The sequence below is a fragment of the Luteimonas aquatica genome (genome assembly GCF_022662575.1).
In the GTDB taxonomy this organism is placed as follows: Bacteria; Pseudomonadota; Gammaproteobacteria; order Xanthomonadales; family Xanthomonadaceae; genus Luteimonas; species Luteimonas aquatica.
The window spans coordinates 1-17078 of sequence record NZ_JALBFU010000004.1 but is presented as its reverse complement, the minus strand read 5'-3'; the positions used below and the strand labels follow the sequence as shown (position 1 = coordinate 17078).

The window sequence follows — 17078 nt, the reverse complement described above, 5'->3', positions numbered from 1 at the left end:
GTGCGGAAAGAGGGCGGCATCGACGGGCTGGGCGGGCGTCGAGATCGCGTGCCGCGCGCGGGCGGCACGCGCACGCGCCGCAACGGCGCGTCGGGACGACGGGCACGGCGGGGCGCATGCGCACAAGCGGCACATGGCATCGATGGCGGAGCGAGCGCGGGAAGGAAGGACATCGGCGTTCTCCGGGACACGGAAATGCCGAAGGCCTCCCACTCGGGAGCCGAGGAGATGACGTCGGAGTTGTCGGGGTCAGCGGGCGAGCGTCGGCTCGCGCGATACGGCCCCGTCCTGAGCGGACGGGACCGACCTTGGGGTCAGCGGTTCCGTCGGCTCAGAGGCGGCAACGAGATCGACTGGGACTGTCCAAGGTGGGTGGCCCTCTGGGCGGGGTGGGATTCGGGGCGGCACTATAGGCGCGCATGCCGCCCGGGGCAACCCGCGCGCGACGTGTTTTGCCGAAAATTTACGCGCCGTTCCACGACAGCGCGCATCGCACGCGGGCCGGGCGGCGGCAAGCATGGCTGCGTCTCGCGCCGCGCGACCGGTCTCCGGCATCATGTGGCGATGCCCGAATCGCGCGGCCACAGCGGCGGCTTCCGCCTGATCCACTCCAATGCGCTGGACGTGCTGGCCGCTGTGCTGGCCGAGCGCCTGCGCGCGTCTCCGGCGGACGGCGACTGGCTGCGGCCGGAGACGGTGCTGGTGCCGCAGTATTCGATGCGGCGCTGGCTGCAGCAGTTCCTGGCCGAGCACAGCGGCATCTGCGCCAACGTGCGGTTTCTTACCCCCGGCGAATTCGTCGACGCGGCGCTCGACGCCAATCTCGGCCGCGTCGCGCCGGCCGAGCGCCTGCGTCCGGAGGCCCTGCGCTGGCACCTGCTGCGCGAACTGCGCGCGCGTCCGCCGGCGGAGTACGCGCGCCTGGTCGCCGACGGCCGCAAGGCCTGGTCGCTGGCCTGCGCGCTGGCCGAGACCTTCGAGAAGTACCAGGCCTGGCGCCGCGACCTGCTGCTGCGCTGGGAAGCCGGCGCCGACGCCGACGATGCCCAGGCGCAGCTGTGGCGCCGCATCGCGCGCGGCCGCGCGCATCGCGCGCGCCGCATCGGCGAGTACCTGCAGCGCTATGCCGGCGAGGGCGCCGCCGTGCCGCGCCTGCTGCCGCCGCGGCTGTTCGTGTTCGCCTGCCAGAACGTCTCGCCGGACGTGTTGCAGCTGATCGCCAGCCAAGCGCGCGCCGGCGAGCAGGACTTCTTCCTGCACACGCCCAGCCGCGCCTACTGGGGCGATCTCGCGCGCTGGTCGCACGCCTATCTGCCGTCCGACGATCTCGATGCGCACCGTCTCGACGCGCATGGCGCGGAAGCCGACGCCGACCGCCACAACCCGCTGCTGGCCGCCTGGGGGCAGGCCGAGCGCGACTTCATCGCCGCGCTCGGCGGCGGCGAGACGGTGCGCGCGCGCTACGAGGCGCAGGCCTTCGTCGAGCCGTCGCACGCGACCCTGCTCGGACGCATGCAGGCCGACGTGCTCGACAACCGCGCGCCGCTGCTCGAGAACGCCGATGCCCGCTGGCCGCGCACGCACGTGGCGCGCGGCGACGCCAGCCTGCAGTTCCACGCCTGCCACACGCGGCTGCGCGAGGTGCAGGTGCTGCACGACCAGCTGCGCGCGCTGCTCGAGGCGCCGGCCGAGGAAGGCATGCCGCGCCTGGATCCGCGCGACATCGCCGTGCTGGCGCCGGACATCGACGCCTACGCGCCGCACATCGAGGCCGTGTTCGGCGGCGCGCTCGGCACCGCGCGCGAGCTGCCCTACACCATCGCCGACACCAGTCCGCTGGCCGGCGAACCGCTGGCCGAGGCGTTCCTGCGCCTGCTCGATCTGCCGTTGCGGCCGCTGCGCCTGGCCGACCTGCTCGATCTGCTCGCGGTGCCGGCGATCGCGCGGCGCTTCGACCTCGACGACGGCGCGCGCGCCAGCCTGCAGGTCTGGCTGGAGGCGGCCGGCGCGCGCTGGGCGCTGGACGGCGCCGACCGCGCGCGCGCCGGTGCGGCCGACGAGGCCGCCTACACCCTGCAGTTCGCGCTCGAGCGCCTGCTGCTCGGCTACGCCGCCGACGAGCAGGAGGAGATCGCCGGCGTCGCGCCCTGGCCGGCGCTGGAAGGGCAATCGACCCAGGCGCTGGACGGCTGCCTGCGCCTGGTCGCCCTGCTGCGCGAAGCCGCCGCGGCATTGACCGGCCCGCATTCGCCGCGCGAATGGGCGGCGCGGCTGGACCGCCTGCTCGACGGCGTCTTCGGCGCCGACGATGCGCCGCCCGAGGCCGCCGGCGACCGCCGCAGCCTGGATCGCCTGCGCCAGGCCGTGGCCGCGTTCGCCGCCGGCGCGGAAGAGGCCGAGTTCGCCGCGCCGGTCGCGCACGCCCTGCTGCGCGACCGCCTGCTCGCCGACCTGGGCGCGGCCGATGCGCGCGCGCCGTTCCTCTCCGGCGGCGTGTGCTTCGGGCGCATGGTGCCGATGCGGCTGATCCCGTTCCGCGTGATCTGCCTGCTCGGGCTCGACGACGGCGACGGCGCCAGTGGCGGCACGTTCCCGGCGCGCGAGACGCGCGATCCGCTCAACCGCATCCAGCAGGCATTGGAGACGCCGCAGCGCCGCGTCGGCGATCCCTCGCGGCGCGATGCCGACCGTTATCTGTTCCTGCAGCTGTTCAATTCCGCCGCGCGCGTGTTCTACCTGAGCTGGGTCGGCTTCGACGCACGCGACGGCAGCGCGCGCGAACCCTCGACGCTGGTGGACGAACTGCTGGAGACCGCCGCGCGCTACCACGCCGGCCCCGCCGATGCGGTCAGGCGCGAACTGGTCGTGCGCCACGCCCTGCAGCCGTTCTCGCCGGCCGCCTTCGGCGCCGCGCACGTGGACGAGCGCGAAGGCGATCGGCGCCGCTTCAGCTTCGACGCGCGCTGGCGCATCGCCGCGGTCGAGGACGAGGCCGTGGAGGGCGCTTCGACGCGCACGCCGGTGTTCGCCGACGGCGTGCTGCCGCGCGCGAGCCTGCAAGAGGCGCGCGACGAGATCGATCTCGAACAATTGCGCCGCGCGCTGGCGCGTCCGCAGGCGGCCTATCTGCGCGAAGGGCTCGGCCTGCGCCTGGCGGAAGACGTGCCGCCGTTGCTGGAACACGAACCGCTCGGCCTGCCCGACGCGCTGCAGCAGCATGCCCTGCGCCAGGGCATCTTCGAGCACTGGCTGCACGCGGGCGCGGCGCCGGATCCGGCCTCGCTGCACGCCGCCCTGGTGGCGCGTGCGCGCCTGGCCCCGGGCGCCGACGGCCTGGCCACGCTGGCCCTGCTGATCGAGGCGGTGCGCCCGTTCGCCGAGGCGGCGCTGGCGGCGGGGTTCTCCGGCGCGGGCGAGACGGCGCGCTTCGCGCAGCCGCAATGGGCGCTCGGCGCGGACGGCGCCGCGCGCCTGCGCGGCAGCCTGGCGGGCCGCCATCCGCAAGGCTTCCTGCGTGCCGCGCTCAATCCCGGCGGACTGCACGGCGCCCACGTGCTGCGCCACCGTCTCGACGCGCTGGCGGCGGCCTGCCTGCCCGAACCGGCGCAGGTGTTCGAACTGGCCATCGCCGGCAAGGGCGAAGGCCCGCGGGTCGCGCCGCTGCCGATGCCGGAACCGAAGCAGGCGGCGCGCACGCTGCGGGCGCTGCTGGCCTTGCGCGCCCGCATGCTGCGCGCGCCGCTGCCGTTCCTGCCCAAGAGCGGCTATGCCTTCTACGGTGCCAGGGACGAGGCGGCGGGATTGAACGCGGCCCGGGCGCAATGGCTGGGCAACGGCTTCGGCATCCCCGGCGAGGCCGATGCCGCCACGCAGCTGGCGTTGCGCGGCCGCGACCCGTTCGCCGACGCCGATGCGCAGGCGCTGCAGGCCTTCGTCGGGATTTCGCGCGCGCTCTTCGGCGCCCTGATCGACGGCGACAGCGCCGGCGTGGAGGCGCTGCCGTGAGCGAGGCCGTTTTCGACACGCGCCTGGACGCGCGCAGCCTGATCGAGGCCAGCGCCGGCACCGGCAAGACCTATGCGCTGGCCGGGTTGTTCGTGCGCGCGGTGATCGAGCGGCGCCTGCGCGTGCCGCAGATCCTGGCCGTCACCTACACCGTCGCCGCCACGCAGGAGCTGCGCGCGCGCGTGCGCCGGCGCCTGGAGCGGGCGCAGGCCTTGGCGGCGCAATGGCGCGAGGACGAGCACGGCGCCGGCGACGACGCGGAGACCGCGCAGCTGCGTGCGCTGCTGCGCGCGGCGATCGAGCGCGGCGAGTCCGCGCCGGCGCTGCGCCGGCGTCTGGCGCGCGCGGCGCGCGACCTCGACCTGGCCGCCATCTCCACCATCCACGGCTTCTGCCAGCGCGTCCTCGCCGAGCACGCGCTGGAAACCGCGCAGCCGCTCCTGGCGGCCGAGGTGGAGGCACGCGATGCGGCCGCGCGCCTGCGGCTGTCGGTGGAGCTGTGGCGGGCCTGGTCGCAGGCCCGCCCGGACCGCCAGCGCCCGGACGAGGAGATCGCGGACGACAACGCCTTCCTGCGCCGCCGCTTCGGCGATCTTGCCGGCCTGGCCGCCGCCATCGACACCCTGCTCGCGCCCGAGCCGCTGCTGCCGCCGGCACCGCCGCCGCCGGACGACCCGCGCCCGGCGATCGCGGCCTGCTGGCGCGCGCTGCGCGCGGTTTTCGACGACCAGGGCGAGGCCGCGCGCGATAGCCTGCTGCAGGCCATCGCCGACAAGGTTCTTCACAACAACCAGTACAAGCCCGCGCACGTGGAGGCGCTGTGGCGCTGGCTGGCGATGCACGCGCCTGACTCGCCGCCGGCGCAGCTGCACGACAAGCTCGCCAAGTACGCGCCGCCGGCGCTTGAGGCCGGCACCAGCCAGAAAGGCCAGGGACGCACGCCGCAATCGCCGCTGTTCGCGCACATCGCGGCGTTCTGCCAGGCGCAGGCGGCGCTGCCCGCCTGGCAGGAGGCCTGCGACCTGCGTCGCCTGCACGCGCTGCGCGCCGACGCCGTGCGGCGCGATGCCGCGCACAAGACGGCCTTCAACCTGCGCGACTTCGACGACCTGATCGGCGCCGTCCACGACGCGGCCGTGGACGAGGACATCGGCCCGCCGCTGGCGGCGGCGTTGCGCGCGCAGTTTCCGCTGGTGCTGGTGGACGAGTTCCAGGACACCGACGCCCGGCAATGGGCGATCTTCGAAGCGCTGTTCGGCGGGGAAGGCGGGGGGCTCGTGCTCGTCGGCGATCCCAAGCAGGCGATCTACCGCTTCCGCGGCGGCGACGTGCACACCTATCTGCGCGCGAAGGCCGGCGCCGAGCAGACGCAGTCGCTGCGGCGCAACTTCCGCTCGCGTCCGGCCGTGCTGCGGGCCGTCGAGGCGTTGTTCGCCGACGCGCCGCCCGGCGCGCTGGGCGAGGACATCGCCTTCGAACCGGTCGCGCCGGGCGGCGGCGTGGACGACGGCGATCTGCGCCTGGACGGCCGGCCGGCGCCGGCGCTGGGGTTCCATCGCGTGCCGCCGCGCGAGGACGGCAAGGACTGGAACAAGGACGATGCGATCCGCATCGCCGCCGCCCTGTGCGCGGATGCGATCCGCGACCGTTTGCAGTGCGCGCGCGCAGGGCGCCTGCTGCGCCGCGATGCCGGAACGGGCGCGGATGCGGCGCCGCGTCCGCTCGAACCGCGCGACTGCGCGGTCCTGGTCCGCACCCATCGCGAAGCCGAGGCGGTGCGCCACGCGCTGGCGCGGCGCGGCGTACCGGCGGTGGCGAGCGGGCGCATCAGCCTGTTCCAGACCGAGGAGGCCGGCGAACTGCTGACCCTGCTGCTGGCCCTGCGCGGCGGCCGCGACGACCGCCGCCTGCGCGCGGCGCTGGCCACGCGCCTGCTCGGCTGCGACGCGGCCCGCATCGATGCGCTGGATCGCGAGGAGGCCGGCGTCGGCGCTGGCGCGGCGCTGCGCGCCTGGCAGCAGCGCTTCGAGGATTGGCGCACGCGTTGGGAACGCCACGGGCCGCAGGCGCTGCTCGCGCAGGTGGTCGCCGAACAGGCGCCGCGCCTGCTCGGCGAGGCCGACGGCGAGCGCCGTGTGACCAATTTCCTGCAGCTGGGCGAACTGCTGCAGGAGGCCGGCAGCCGCAAGCTCGGCACGCAGGGCCAGCTCGACTGGCTGCGCGGCGCCATGGCCGATGCCGAGCCCGACAAGGAAGCGCAGCAGCCGCGCCTGGAGTCCGACGCCGGCCGCGTGCACATCCTCACCCTGCACAAGAGCAAGGGCCTGGAATACCCGCTGGTGTTCCTGCCCTTCGCCGGCATCGGCCGCGATCCGCAGCGCAACCTCAAGGTGGCCGTGTACGCGCACGAGGGCGGCCGCGTGCGGCAATGGAAGACCGAGCAGGCCTATCCCGGCGCGCCGCCCTGGAGCGAAGCGGTCGCGCGCCACGTCGAGGAGGACCGCGCCGAGGACATGCGCCTGCTCTACGTCGGCCTGACCCGTGCGCGCGATGCCCTGTGGCTGTGCGGCGGCGCGCTCGCCGACCACGCCGATACCGCGTTGGCGCGGCTGCTGCAGGGTCCGGCGCCTTCGCCCACGCTGCGCGCGGCGCTCGGCGATCTGCTGGAAGAGACGGCCGGCCTGCCGGACGCGATGCCGCGCCGCCTGCCGCCCGCCGCCTCCGCCGCGGTGCCGCCGGCGCGCATCGCCGCGCGCCGGCTGCAGCGCGACTGGTGGATCCATAGCTTCAGCCAGCTGCACCAGCACAAGGCCCAGGGCGCGCACGCGCTGGCCGAGGAGACGCCCGCCGACGATCTCGAACCGCCGCGCCGGGGCGGCGAGGCACCGGCCGGCGCCGACGCACGCTGGGGCGGCACGCGCTTCGGCAACGCCCTGCACCATGCGCTGGAACACGTGGAGTTCGCCGCCTGGCGCGATCTCGACGGCGATCCCGTGCCGGACGAACAGCGGGCGCCGCTGCTCGAGGCGCTGCGCAGCCAGCATTACCGCGAGCCCGAATTCGAGGCCGGCCTGCGCGCACTGGCGCCGCTGGTCGCGCGCACCCTCAACGCGCCCCTGCCGGAGGGCGTGCGCCTGTGCGAGCTGCCGCCCACGGCGCGCGTGTCCGAACTGGAATTCCATTTCGCCCTGCGCGGCGCCGCCTCGCGCGACCTGCTGCGGCTGGCGCAGGCGCACGGGCTGCTGCCCGACCGCCACGACTTCGGCGCCTGGCCGCAGCTGTCGGGCCTGATGACCGGCAAGCTCGACCTGGTCTATCGCGTCGGCGAACGCGTCCACGTACTCGACTACAAGTCCAACCTGCTGCCGGCCTACGACCAGGCCGCGCTCGCCGAGCGCATGCGCGCCAGCGAGTACGACCTGCAGGCGCTGCTCTACGCCGTCGCCCTGCAGCGCTGGCTGCGCCTGCGCCTGGGCGCGGCCTACGACTTCGAGCGCCATTTCGGCGGCGCGCGCTACCTGTTCTGCCGCGGGCTCGATGCCCGCGATCCCACGCAGGGCGTGTTCGTCCCCGAACTGCCGCGCGCCCTGGTCGACGCCGCCGAAGCCTTGCTCGCGGGAGCGCCGGCATGAGCCTGCTGGCGCGCCTGCGCAAGCACGAGGCCCTGCGCGCGGTCGATCTCGCGCTGGCCGACACGCTGCGGCGCCTGCGGCCCGAGACCGACGAGCGCGTGCTGGCGGGCGCCGCGCTGGCATCGCTGGCCGTCGCGCACGGGCATGCCGCCTTCGATCCGCGGCAGCCGCACCTGCTGCTGGGCGAAAGCGGCGGCGATTGGCCCGCGGCGGAGTCCTGGGATGCAGCATTCGCTGCCTCGCCCTGGGTCTCGCGGCCGGCGCCGGCCCTGGCCGCCGACCCGCAGCGGCCGCTCGTGCTCGAAGGCGGCCTGCTGTACCTGCGCCGCTATCGCGAATACGAGCGCCGCCTCGCCCGAGGGCTGTTGCGGTTGGCGGCGGCACCCGTGCCCGATACCGGCGACGATGCCGTCGCCGCCTTGTTCGCGGTGTTGTTTCCGGACGCGGGCGACAGGGCGACCTTGGCGGCGTCCGTGCCCGACGTCGCCGCGCCGGACGGGGCCGCCGCCGGCGACCGCGACCAGGCGCGCGCCGCCGCGCTGGCGCTGACCCGGTCGCTGCTGCTGATCACCGGCGGTCCCGGCACCGGCAAGACGGCCACCATCGCGCGCCTGCTCCTGTTGCTGCTGGCGCAGGCGAGGGCGCAAGGCCTCGCCGCCGCGCCGCGCATCGCGCTGGCCGCGCCCACCGGGCGTGCGGCCGAGCGCATGGCCGAGAGCCTGCAGCAGGCGGCCGCCGTGCTGCGCGCCACGCCCGGCGTCGATCCGGCGCTGTGCGAGGCCTTGCCGACCCGCGCGCAGACCCTGCACCGCCTGCTCGGCACGATCCCCGACAGCCCGCGCTTCCGCCATGACGCCGATGCGCCGTTGCCGCATGACGTGGTGGTGGTCGACGAGGCCTCGATGGTCGACCTGCCGCTGATGAGCAAGCTGGTCGAGGCCGTGCCCGACGGCGCGCGGCTGATCCTGCTCGGCGATCGCGACCAGCTGCCCTCGGTGGAGGCGGGCGACGTGCTGTCGGCCATCGTCGATGCGGCCGACGCGGAGCCGGCGCCCGGTCGCGAAGCGGAGGCGCCGACGCCTGGCGGCGGCCTGCATGGCCATCGCGCGCAGCTGCGCCGCAGCTATCGCCAGTCGCGCACGCTCGACCTGGCGCCGCTGGCCCTGGCCGTGCGTGCCGGCGAGGCCGACACCGCGCTGCAGCTGCTGCGCGGGGAGACCCTGTCCGGCGTGCATTTCGAGGAAGGCCTGCTCGATCCGCTGCAGGGGCCCACGCGCGAGCGCCTGCTCGCGCCCTGGCGCGCGCTGCAGGACTGCGACGATCCCGCCACCGCGCTGCGCCTGGCGCGGCGCCAGCGCCTGCTCACCGCCCTGCGCGGCGGCCCGCAGGGCGCGCTCGCCCTGAACGCGCGCATCGAGGAGGCGCTGGCCGGTAGCCACCGTCCCGCCTATTTCCATGGTCGGCTGCTACTGGTCACCGAGAACAGCGCGCGCCACGGCCTGTTCAACGGCGACATCGGCGTGTGCCTGCGCGATGCCGAGGGCGAAACGCTCGCCTGGTTCGCCGACGGCGCCGGCGGCGTCCGCCATTTCCATCCCGCCGCCTTGCCCGCCCACGGCGGCGCCTTCGCCATGACCGTGCACAAGGCGCAGGGCTCGGAATTCGACACGGTCTGGCTGCTGCTGCCGCGTCGCGACGCCCGTCCGCTCTCGCGCGAACTCCTCTACACCGCCCTCACCCGCGCCCGCGACGCCGTGCACGTGTGCGCCGGCGAGCGCGTGCTGCGCGCGGCGCTGGCGCGGCGGGCGCAGCGCGTCTCCGGGCTGGCCGCGCGGCTTTGAGGCGGCGCCGCGCCGGCGCATGAAGATGCCTTCACGAAGCTGATCGACGCATGTCGCGACGCGCCGTTTCGCCGGCAGACAGCTGCCGAACGATTTGCCGCGCGCGACTTCACGTCGGCCCGACGGCGCTCCCGATAACCTCCGCCGCCAAGCACGAACGCGCGCGGCCGAAACACGGTCGCGCACCGCGGTTCGCAGCGCCGCCATGAGCCAGCACAAACGCCACCCCATCCACCCGCGCGACAGCAAGCCACGCCAACGCGGCGTGCGCGGCAATCCTGTCCCGGCGGCGATGCCGGAACCGGAAGAGGCCTACTACCGCGGCCATTTCCGCGACGCCCCGTACTATTCCAGCGGCCGCGACTGGAACGACTACGCGCCGGCCTACCGCTACGCCTATCTCGCCCATGCGATCCATGGCGGGCGGCGCTTCGCGGATGTCGAGCCTTTGCTGGCGCGCGACTGGGGCGGGTTTCGGGGGGCGTCGCGATTGCTCTGGGTGGAGGCGCGAGGAGCCGTACAGGAAGCTTGGCGGCATCTGGACGAGCAGGCCTTATTGCGAAGTGGAGCAGGCCGCTAACGGCCGCTGGCGCCGCATGACGTCATCCTGGGAGAGATTCGGAATATCGCTTTCCCGGGGGATTCGGGTCGCAGGCGGCGCGACGCCCTCGAGCTATATTCCTGAATGCGCGAAGAGCGATCCATCGGCCGATTAAGGCCTCTATCGAGCATAAGAAGTTCGTACCATACTCGGTGCGGGACGGGCATGGATTTGTTTCAGCAGGGGGAAAACGATGCGATCGACCAAAACAGGCATGGCGCCTTCGGCCACGCGTGGCATCACATGCCGCAAGTATGGATTCGGAAAGCTCCGAGGCGCGCTGGTCTTGCTGCTCTTGCAGGGGCTTCTGTTCGCAAGCTTCGGCGCGGCATCAGCCACTTCGTATTATTACGGTGCGCCCTATTTCAATAATTTTGTATCGAAGCCCGGAGGATTTAATTCGGTAGAAGAGACAGTCTCGGTTCTCAAGGTCGAGATGGCGAAAAATTGTACGAGCGCGGTCACGTTCAATGTTTCCTATCGGCAACCGGGTGTCGTTCGGACGGCGGCGGTCGTCCGCAGCTATTGCGGGGGCAGCCTGCAGTGGACGGCAAACGTGTCGGCGACCGAGTACGAGAATGAGGACCCATTCAAGAGCGCTGGCGCCTGCGATTGCAACGTCAACAGCGGCAACGGCGAGCAAGGGCAGGATGCCCGCGGCAGCGGCCAGCCGGGCAGCACCCTGGAGACGGGCTCCATCAATCTCGCGACCGGCAACAAGTTCAAACAGGAGATGGATCTCAGCCTGTCGCCGTCCTTGAGCTTCCAGCGCTTCTACAACGGCCGTTCTCCGGTGGTGGCGTCGACGCTGGGCCCGGCCTGGCGCCATTCCTTCGACCGCGCATTGGAGATCCAGCTGACCACGCCCGGCACGTCGGGCGGCAATTACATCGTGATGCTGAGGCCGGATGGCCGCCGCGAGCGTTTCACGCTCTCCAGCGGCGTCTGGGTCGCGGAACCGGCGGTGCTCAACCAGCTGACCGAGCAGAGGGATGTCGGCGGCAACACCACCGGCTATACCGTGTTCGTCGCGGCCACGCGTGAGTACGAGTACTACACGGCGCAGGGACTCCTGGACGCCATCCAGGACGACAGCGGCAACCGGACGACGCTTGCCTACAGCACCGCGAGCACCCCGCCGGCGACCGCACCCAAGCCGGGTCTGCTGCTCACGGTCACCGATCCCCAGGGGCGCGCGATCCGCTTCACTTACGGCAGCGACGCGCGCATGGCGACGCTGACCGAGCCGGGCGGCAACGCCACAACGTTCGGATACGAGAACGGCAACCTCGCGACCGTGCTGCGCCCCGGCGGCGCCACCCGCCGTTACCTCTACAACGAACCCGAGCTGACCTCCAATACCGACCTGCCCACGGCGCTGACCGGCGTGCAGGACGAGACCGGCGCGCGCCTGGAGAGCACCGGCTACAACAACAAGAGCATGGCGATCTCGTCGAAACGTGGAGTCGACGCCGATCAAACCGCCTATACCTACAGCACCAGCCAAGGCGGCGGAACGGTCGGCATCCAGACCTCGCTCGGAACGTCCACGACGGTCGGCTTCGCCAATGCGCAAGGCGTCTACCGGATCGCCAATAGCTCGGCGGCCTGCGGTGAGCAGTGCAACCAGCCCTGGAAGGCGCGCACCTACGACGCCAACGGCTATCCGGCCACGGCGACCGACTTCAAGAACAACGTCACCAAGACCACGTACGACAGCAACGGGCTGCTGACGCAGCGGATCGAAGCACAAGGCGCGCCGACCCAGCGCACCACCGACACCACCTGGGACAGCGCCTTGCGCGTCCCGCTGACCCGCCGCGTGCTGGATGCCTCCGGCGCCCTGGTGGCGGCGAACGCCTGGCGCTACAACGCCCGGGGGCAGGCGACCGCGCAATGCCGGATCGATCCGACGGTGGCGGGGGCGCTGGCCTACGCCTGCGGGACGCAGGCCGATGCGCCGGCGGGCGTGCGCCAGACCCGTACCACCTACTGCGAGCAGGCCGACATCACGGCCGGCACGTGCTGGCTGCTGGGGCAGGTGCTGCAGATCGACGGCCCGCGTACGGACGTGTCCGACGTGACCACCTACACCTACCGCGCCAACGACGGCTCGACCTGCGCCACGGCGCCGACCACCTGCCCCTATCGCAAGGGCGACCTGTGGAAGGTCACCAATGCCCTCGGCCACGTGGTCGAGGTACGCCAGTACGACGGCGCGGGGCGTCCACTGTCGGTCAAGGACGCCAACGGCGTCATCACCGACTTTGAGTACAACCGGCGTGGCTGGCTGTCGGCCCGCAAGCTGCGCGGCGCCGACAACGCCGTGGAGACGGACGACCAGATCACCCTGATCGAGTACTGGCCGACCGGCGAGGTCAAGAAGATCACCGATCCCACCGGAGCCTACAACACCTTCACCTACGACACGGCCCGGCGCCTGACCGACGTCGCCGACCAGGACGGCAACACGATCCACTACACCCTGGACAAGGCGGGCAATCAGGTACAGGAAGTCACCAAGACCGCCGCCGGAGCATCCACGCGCGAACTGTCGCGCCTGTACAACGCACTGGGCCAGTTGAAGACGCTGGCCGACGCGGATGAAAATCCCACCGACTTCACCTACGACGCCAACGGCAACGCCGAGACCGCGACCGACCCGCTGACGCACCGCACGCGCCAGGGCTACGACGCCCTCGACCGCCTGGCCAGCACGCTGGAGGACGAGACGGGCCTGAACGTCCAGACCCAGTTCCAGTACGACGCCCAGGACAACCTGACCAAGGTCACCGATCCGCGCAACCTGGAGACGACCTACGCGCGCAACGCCTTTGGCGAGGTGACGCAGGAGGTGAGCCCGGATCGCGGGACGACCAGCTACACCTACGACAGCGCCGGCAACCTCAAGACCAAGACCGACGCGCGCAACGTCACCTGGACCTACACCTACGACGCGCTCAACCGGCCCACGCGCAACTTCGACGGCAGCCGCGAGCAGCTGTTCAAGTACGACACCTGCACCGTGGGTATCGGCCGACTCTGCTCGGCCGGCCTATTCGGCAGCAACGTCCTCTTCACCTATTACCCCGACGGCCAGATCAAGTCCCGGCAGGACGTGATCACCAGCAAGGAGGGCGGTACCGGCGGCATCCAGACCGTCTACACCACCACCTACCTGCGCGACGTGGCCGGGCGCCTGACCGGCATCCAGTATCCCAATGGCATGAAGGTGGGCTACGGCTACGCGCTGGACAAGCCGACGTCGATGACGGTGACCATCGGTGCGACGACCAGCACGGTGCTCTCCGGGGTGACGTACGACCCGTTCGGCCCGGCCAATGGCTGGAGCTACGGGAACGGCCTCACGCGCGTGATGGGCTACAACAAGGACGGCCAGCCGGAGACGATCAGCACCAACGATGCAGGCCCCTTGCAGAGCCTGACCTACGGCTACGATGCCGACAACCGCATCCAGAGGATCACCAATGAGGACGCCGCCCGGACCTGGACCTTCGGCTACGACGCGCTCTCGCGGCTGACTTCCTCGGACCGGCCTGGGGTCAACCAGGACTACGGCTACGACGCCACCGGCAACCGGCTGTCCTACCTCAACGCCGGGGCGACCACGACCTACCAGTACGCCGCGCCGGCCAGCAGCAACCGCTTCCTCAGCTTCACCCATCCGGCGCAGGGCACGACCGCGGTCGGCTACGACCCGGCGGGCAACACCACCAGCAGCAACGGCCCGGCCGGCAACTTCGTCTACGCCTACAACGGCTTCAACCGCATGCGCTCGGTCAGCAAGAACGGCGCGGAGGTGGCGAGCTACCAGTACAGCGCCTTCAACGAGCGCACCTTCAAGTCGGCCACCTACGGCGAGTTCCGCTACGTCTACACGCCGGACAGCCAGCTACTGACCGAGCACCAGGACAACGGCAACATCTGGACCAACTACCTCTGGTTCGGCGGCGAGCTGGTGGGGATGGTGCGCAACAATGTCGTGCGCTATATCCACGCCGACCATCTGGGGCGGCCGGAGATCGTGACCGATGGCTCAAAAGCGATCGTCTGGAAGGCGACCAACGGGGCGTTCGACCGGACGGTGGCGATCGATGCGATTGGTGGGTTGAACGTTGGGTTCCCGGGGCAGTACTACGACCAGGAGAGCGGGCTCTGGTACAACGTCAATCGGTACTACGATGCTGGCGCTGGGCGCTATATCCAGGTTGACCCTATTGGATTAAGGTCTGGTGTCAATCCATACATCTATGTTCGATCCTATCCCGTCGGCTACATTGATCCAACAGGTCTAGAGGTCGAACTAAGTTTGTTTGATACGAATTTTCAGAATAACTTTACGGCTGGCGCGAAGAGATTTGTATCGCCGGAATCTGTATATACGGTTGCAGCTCACGGAAATCCTAGGGAAGTAAGAGACCCAGACAACAGGTCGATTTCCCCGAAGGATCTTGCAGACATGATTCGTAAAGATCCAAGCTTTGAGAATAAAAAAGCCATACTATTGTTGAGTTGTGAAACAGGAAAAAAAGATTATTTATCTTTCGCCCAGCAACTAGCTAACATTTTGGGTGTTCCGGTTGTGGCACCTGATAACTATGTTTTTTTTAGGGAAGATGGGAGTTTTTATTTGGGCTCTGCTGATGGAGATTTGAATTATATAAAAGGCACAGCTGGAAATTGGAAAACGTTCTGCCCAGGAGGATGCCCATGGTTTGGCCCATTGATAAAATCCGTATTCAATTAGCGATGAAATCCCTGTTCTTTATTGCTTTAGTGGGATGTGCCGGTAAGGAAGGTGTAGAGCCGAAGAATGAAGTATTAGATGGTGCGTTAACATCTTATGAGCAGATAGCTCCTTTAACGAAATTATCGGCTTATCAAGGCGCGGCTCATGCGGGGAGTGGGGCTGCGGCTAATTCAGTGTCCACTTTTTACATGAAGGCAGATAAATCAGGCAATGAAGAGTTTTATTGGTTAATGATATCTGCGGAAAATGGAGATCCTGTTGGTCAGTACAACTTGGCTATGAAATATCTTGATCGTTCTTCAAAATTTCATTCCAAAATAAGAGCAAAGTTTTGGTTGGAAAAGGCAGCAAAACTTGGCGACAAAAAATCTAATGAAGCATTAGATAAGTTAAATCAAAAATAAATTTATATTTCACATCTAAACGGAGCGATGAAAACACATTCGTAGCAGTAATTTTCAGTTTCTATGCAATTGCGGGCTCCGAAGACATAAGGACGCAGGAGCAGGAATTTGTTAGCGATATTGGTCAAGTTGATCTCAAGATAGGCATTACCAATGAGCAAGCCAATGTGATTGCTCAATACTTTGCCAGCGCTACATTGCTAGTTGCGATTCGGCATATCCAGCTGTTGATCGGAAATCAAATTGGGAAGTTGTGCCAAGAGCCGGGGCGGCCGCTGCTCCCGATAAAACCCCAATTCTCATTGATAAGCATGCTGGGAAGATTTCTTGGGGAAAAGGGCCGACATTAAGCCTAATTGACATCATTGAATCTAAAGAGTTGGCACCGAAGCCTATAAATAGAAATAGCCTCCAGCCTTTGTCTCGGGATGCCAGTGCCTCCGTAGTAAAAATTGAATTCGATGTGCTGCCATCTGGAGCAACCTCAAATTTTGGTTTTAAGCATTCATCCAAGAGCCTGGAATGCGATATGGCTGCAAGACGTTTCGTGGAGGGATTGCGATTCCCGCCAAGAAAGCATCCAATTTCGCTTGTCGCAAGCATGAAGTCTTGTTAAGTAAACAAATACGCACATAGTGCCCGTGCGTTTTATTGATAAAGCAGTCCCTTGCGTCAGTGCCAGAGGCTATAACAGACAAGGCAAAGAGATAGACCTAAGGAGTGTCTGATCTTGAAGCGAGAATGTGTCGCCAGATATTTGATCGGGATCGGTGATCCGGAGTTGGCGATAGTTTTTCCAGAAATCAAAACATTGGGTTTTGATTTGGATAGCGATAGAGAATCATTAAGAATTTGGTGCGAGCTTGGTATTAAAAGTAATAATCAGATAGCCATCCTGGCTTATTCTAAGTTCTTGCAGCTTGGTTTTTTTGGGGAAATAGATATGCCCGGGGCTCTTGAAGTTCTGGAAAAACACAGCTCCCCTGATTACTGCCCTGCGACTTTTTTCCGTGCTCGTTTGTTGTTCGATATCGACTCGACAAACATTGGCAATGTCGATGAGTCGGCTTCTGTCATTCAGGAGCTTGTGAGTAAAGAATATGGGCCGGCGATATGTTCCATGGCATTCTCTATTCTTGATAGCAAGAGTGAGTTTGTCGGCGCGAGTGCTCTGATGCAGAAGGCTGCTTCAATGGGGGAGCCCGACGCGCTCTACTGGCAGGCTGGCCATCTTTTGAGATCCGGGGATCATGGCAAATACAAAGAAGCCATAAGTCTTTTGATTTCAGCCGCGAATAAGAATCATGCGGCGGCAAATGGGCTTCTTTCTTCCATATATAAATTCGGAAGATATGGCGTTGAGAGGGATGCGGAGGCATCAGCCTTTTATGGAATGAATTGCGAAAGATTAAACCCTGATATCTCCGAGCTTAGCTGATCCCAAAAAAGTGCCTGATCTTCGCGCTCATTTATGCACGGCTTGTCAGGTCGGGACACTGATTCCCAAGCCTGCACAGCCATGAACGCTGTCGCATCGAATGCCGCCGAGTAAGATGACGCTCCCCCGGCATCAACGAGGCTCCACCCATGGCCAACTCCCACGACGAACGCAACGGCATCGGCCGCCAGCAGGCCGAGGAGGCGGTGCGCACGCTGCTGCGCTGGGCCGGGGACGATCCGGCGCGGGAGGGGCAGCTGGATACGCCCAAGCTGGTGGCCGACGCCTACGGGGACTGGTTCAGCGACTACGGCGACGGTCCGCGCGAGTACTTGGCGCGCACCAATCCGAATCCGGAAAAGAAGTCCGCTTGAATATGGGATAAG

The 17078-nt window shown here is 67.9% G+C and carries 7 protein-coding genes and 1 pseudogene; all 8 read left to right on the top strand.

The features are described from left to right. The first annotated feature begins 564 nt into the window (after positions 1-564). A complete protein-coding gene (gene recC / locus MD221_RS10545; RefSeq protein WP_242111662.1) occupies positions 565-4005 on the top strand; it encodes an exodeoxyribonuclease V subunit gamma in 3441 nt (1146 codons plus the stop codon). Next, the gene (locus MD221_RS10540; protein ID WP_242111660.1) at positions 4002-7637 is read left to right on the top strand and encodes a UvrD-helicase domain-containing protein; all 3636 of its coding nucleotides are present in this window, start codon (positions 4002-4004) and stop codon (positions 7635-7637) included. Before recC ends, MD221_RS10540 begins: the two co-directional genes overlap by 4 nt. Then, the gene (gene recD / locus MD221_RS10535; protein ID WP_242111659.1) at positions 7634-9478 is read left to right on the top strand and encodes an exodeoxyribonuclease V subunit alpha; all 1845 of its coding nucleotides are present in this window, start codon (positions 7634-7636) and stop codon (positions 9476-9478) included. The genes MD221_RS10540 and recD overlap by 4 nt, the downstream gene beginning before the upstream one ends. A gap of 205 nt (positions 9479-9683) precedes the next feature. Beyond that, the gene (locus MD221_RS10530) at positions 9684-10058 is read left to right on the top strand and encodes a hypothetical protein (protein WP_242111658.1); all 375 of its coding nucleotides are present in this window, start codon (positions 9684-9686) and stop codon (positions 10056-10058) included. 214 nt (positions 10059-10272) lie between these two features. After that, entirely contained in the window at positions 10273-14847 is a 4575-nt protein-coding gene (locus MD221_RS10525; RefSeq protein WP_242111656.1) for an RHS repeat-associated core domain-containing protein, read from the top strand. Positions 14848-14849: 2 nt separating this feature from the next. Further along, complete coding sequence (locus tag MD221_RS10520) at positions 14850-15254, top strand: SEL1-like repeat protein (protein ID WP_242111655.1); 405 nt, start codon at positions 14850-14852, stop codon at positions 15252-15254. Between the two features lie 730 nt (positions 15255-15984). Then, complete coding sequence (locus MD221_RS10515; protein ID WP_242111653.1) at positions 15985-16692, top strand: hypothetical protein; 708 nt, start codon at positions 15985-15987, stop codon at positions 16690-16692. 149 nt (positions 16693-16841) lie between these two features. Then, positions 16842-17036, top strand: a pseudogene (locus tag MD221_RS10510) (GTP cyclohydrolase I); the annotation flags it as partial. Positions 17037-17078: the final 42 nt, after the last annotated feature.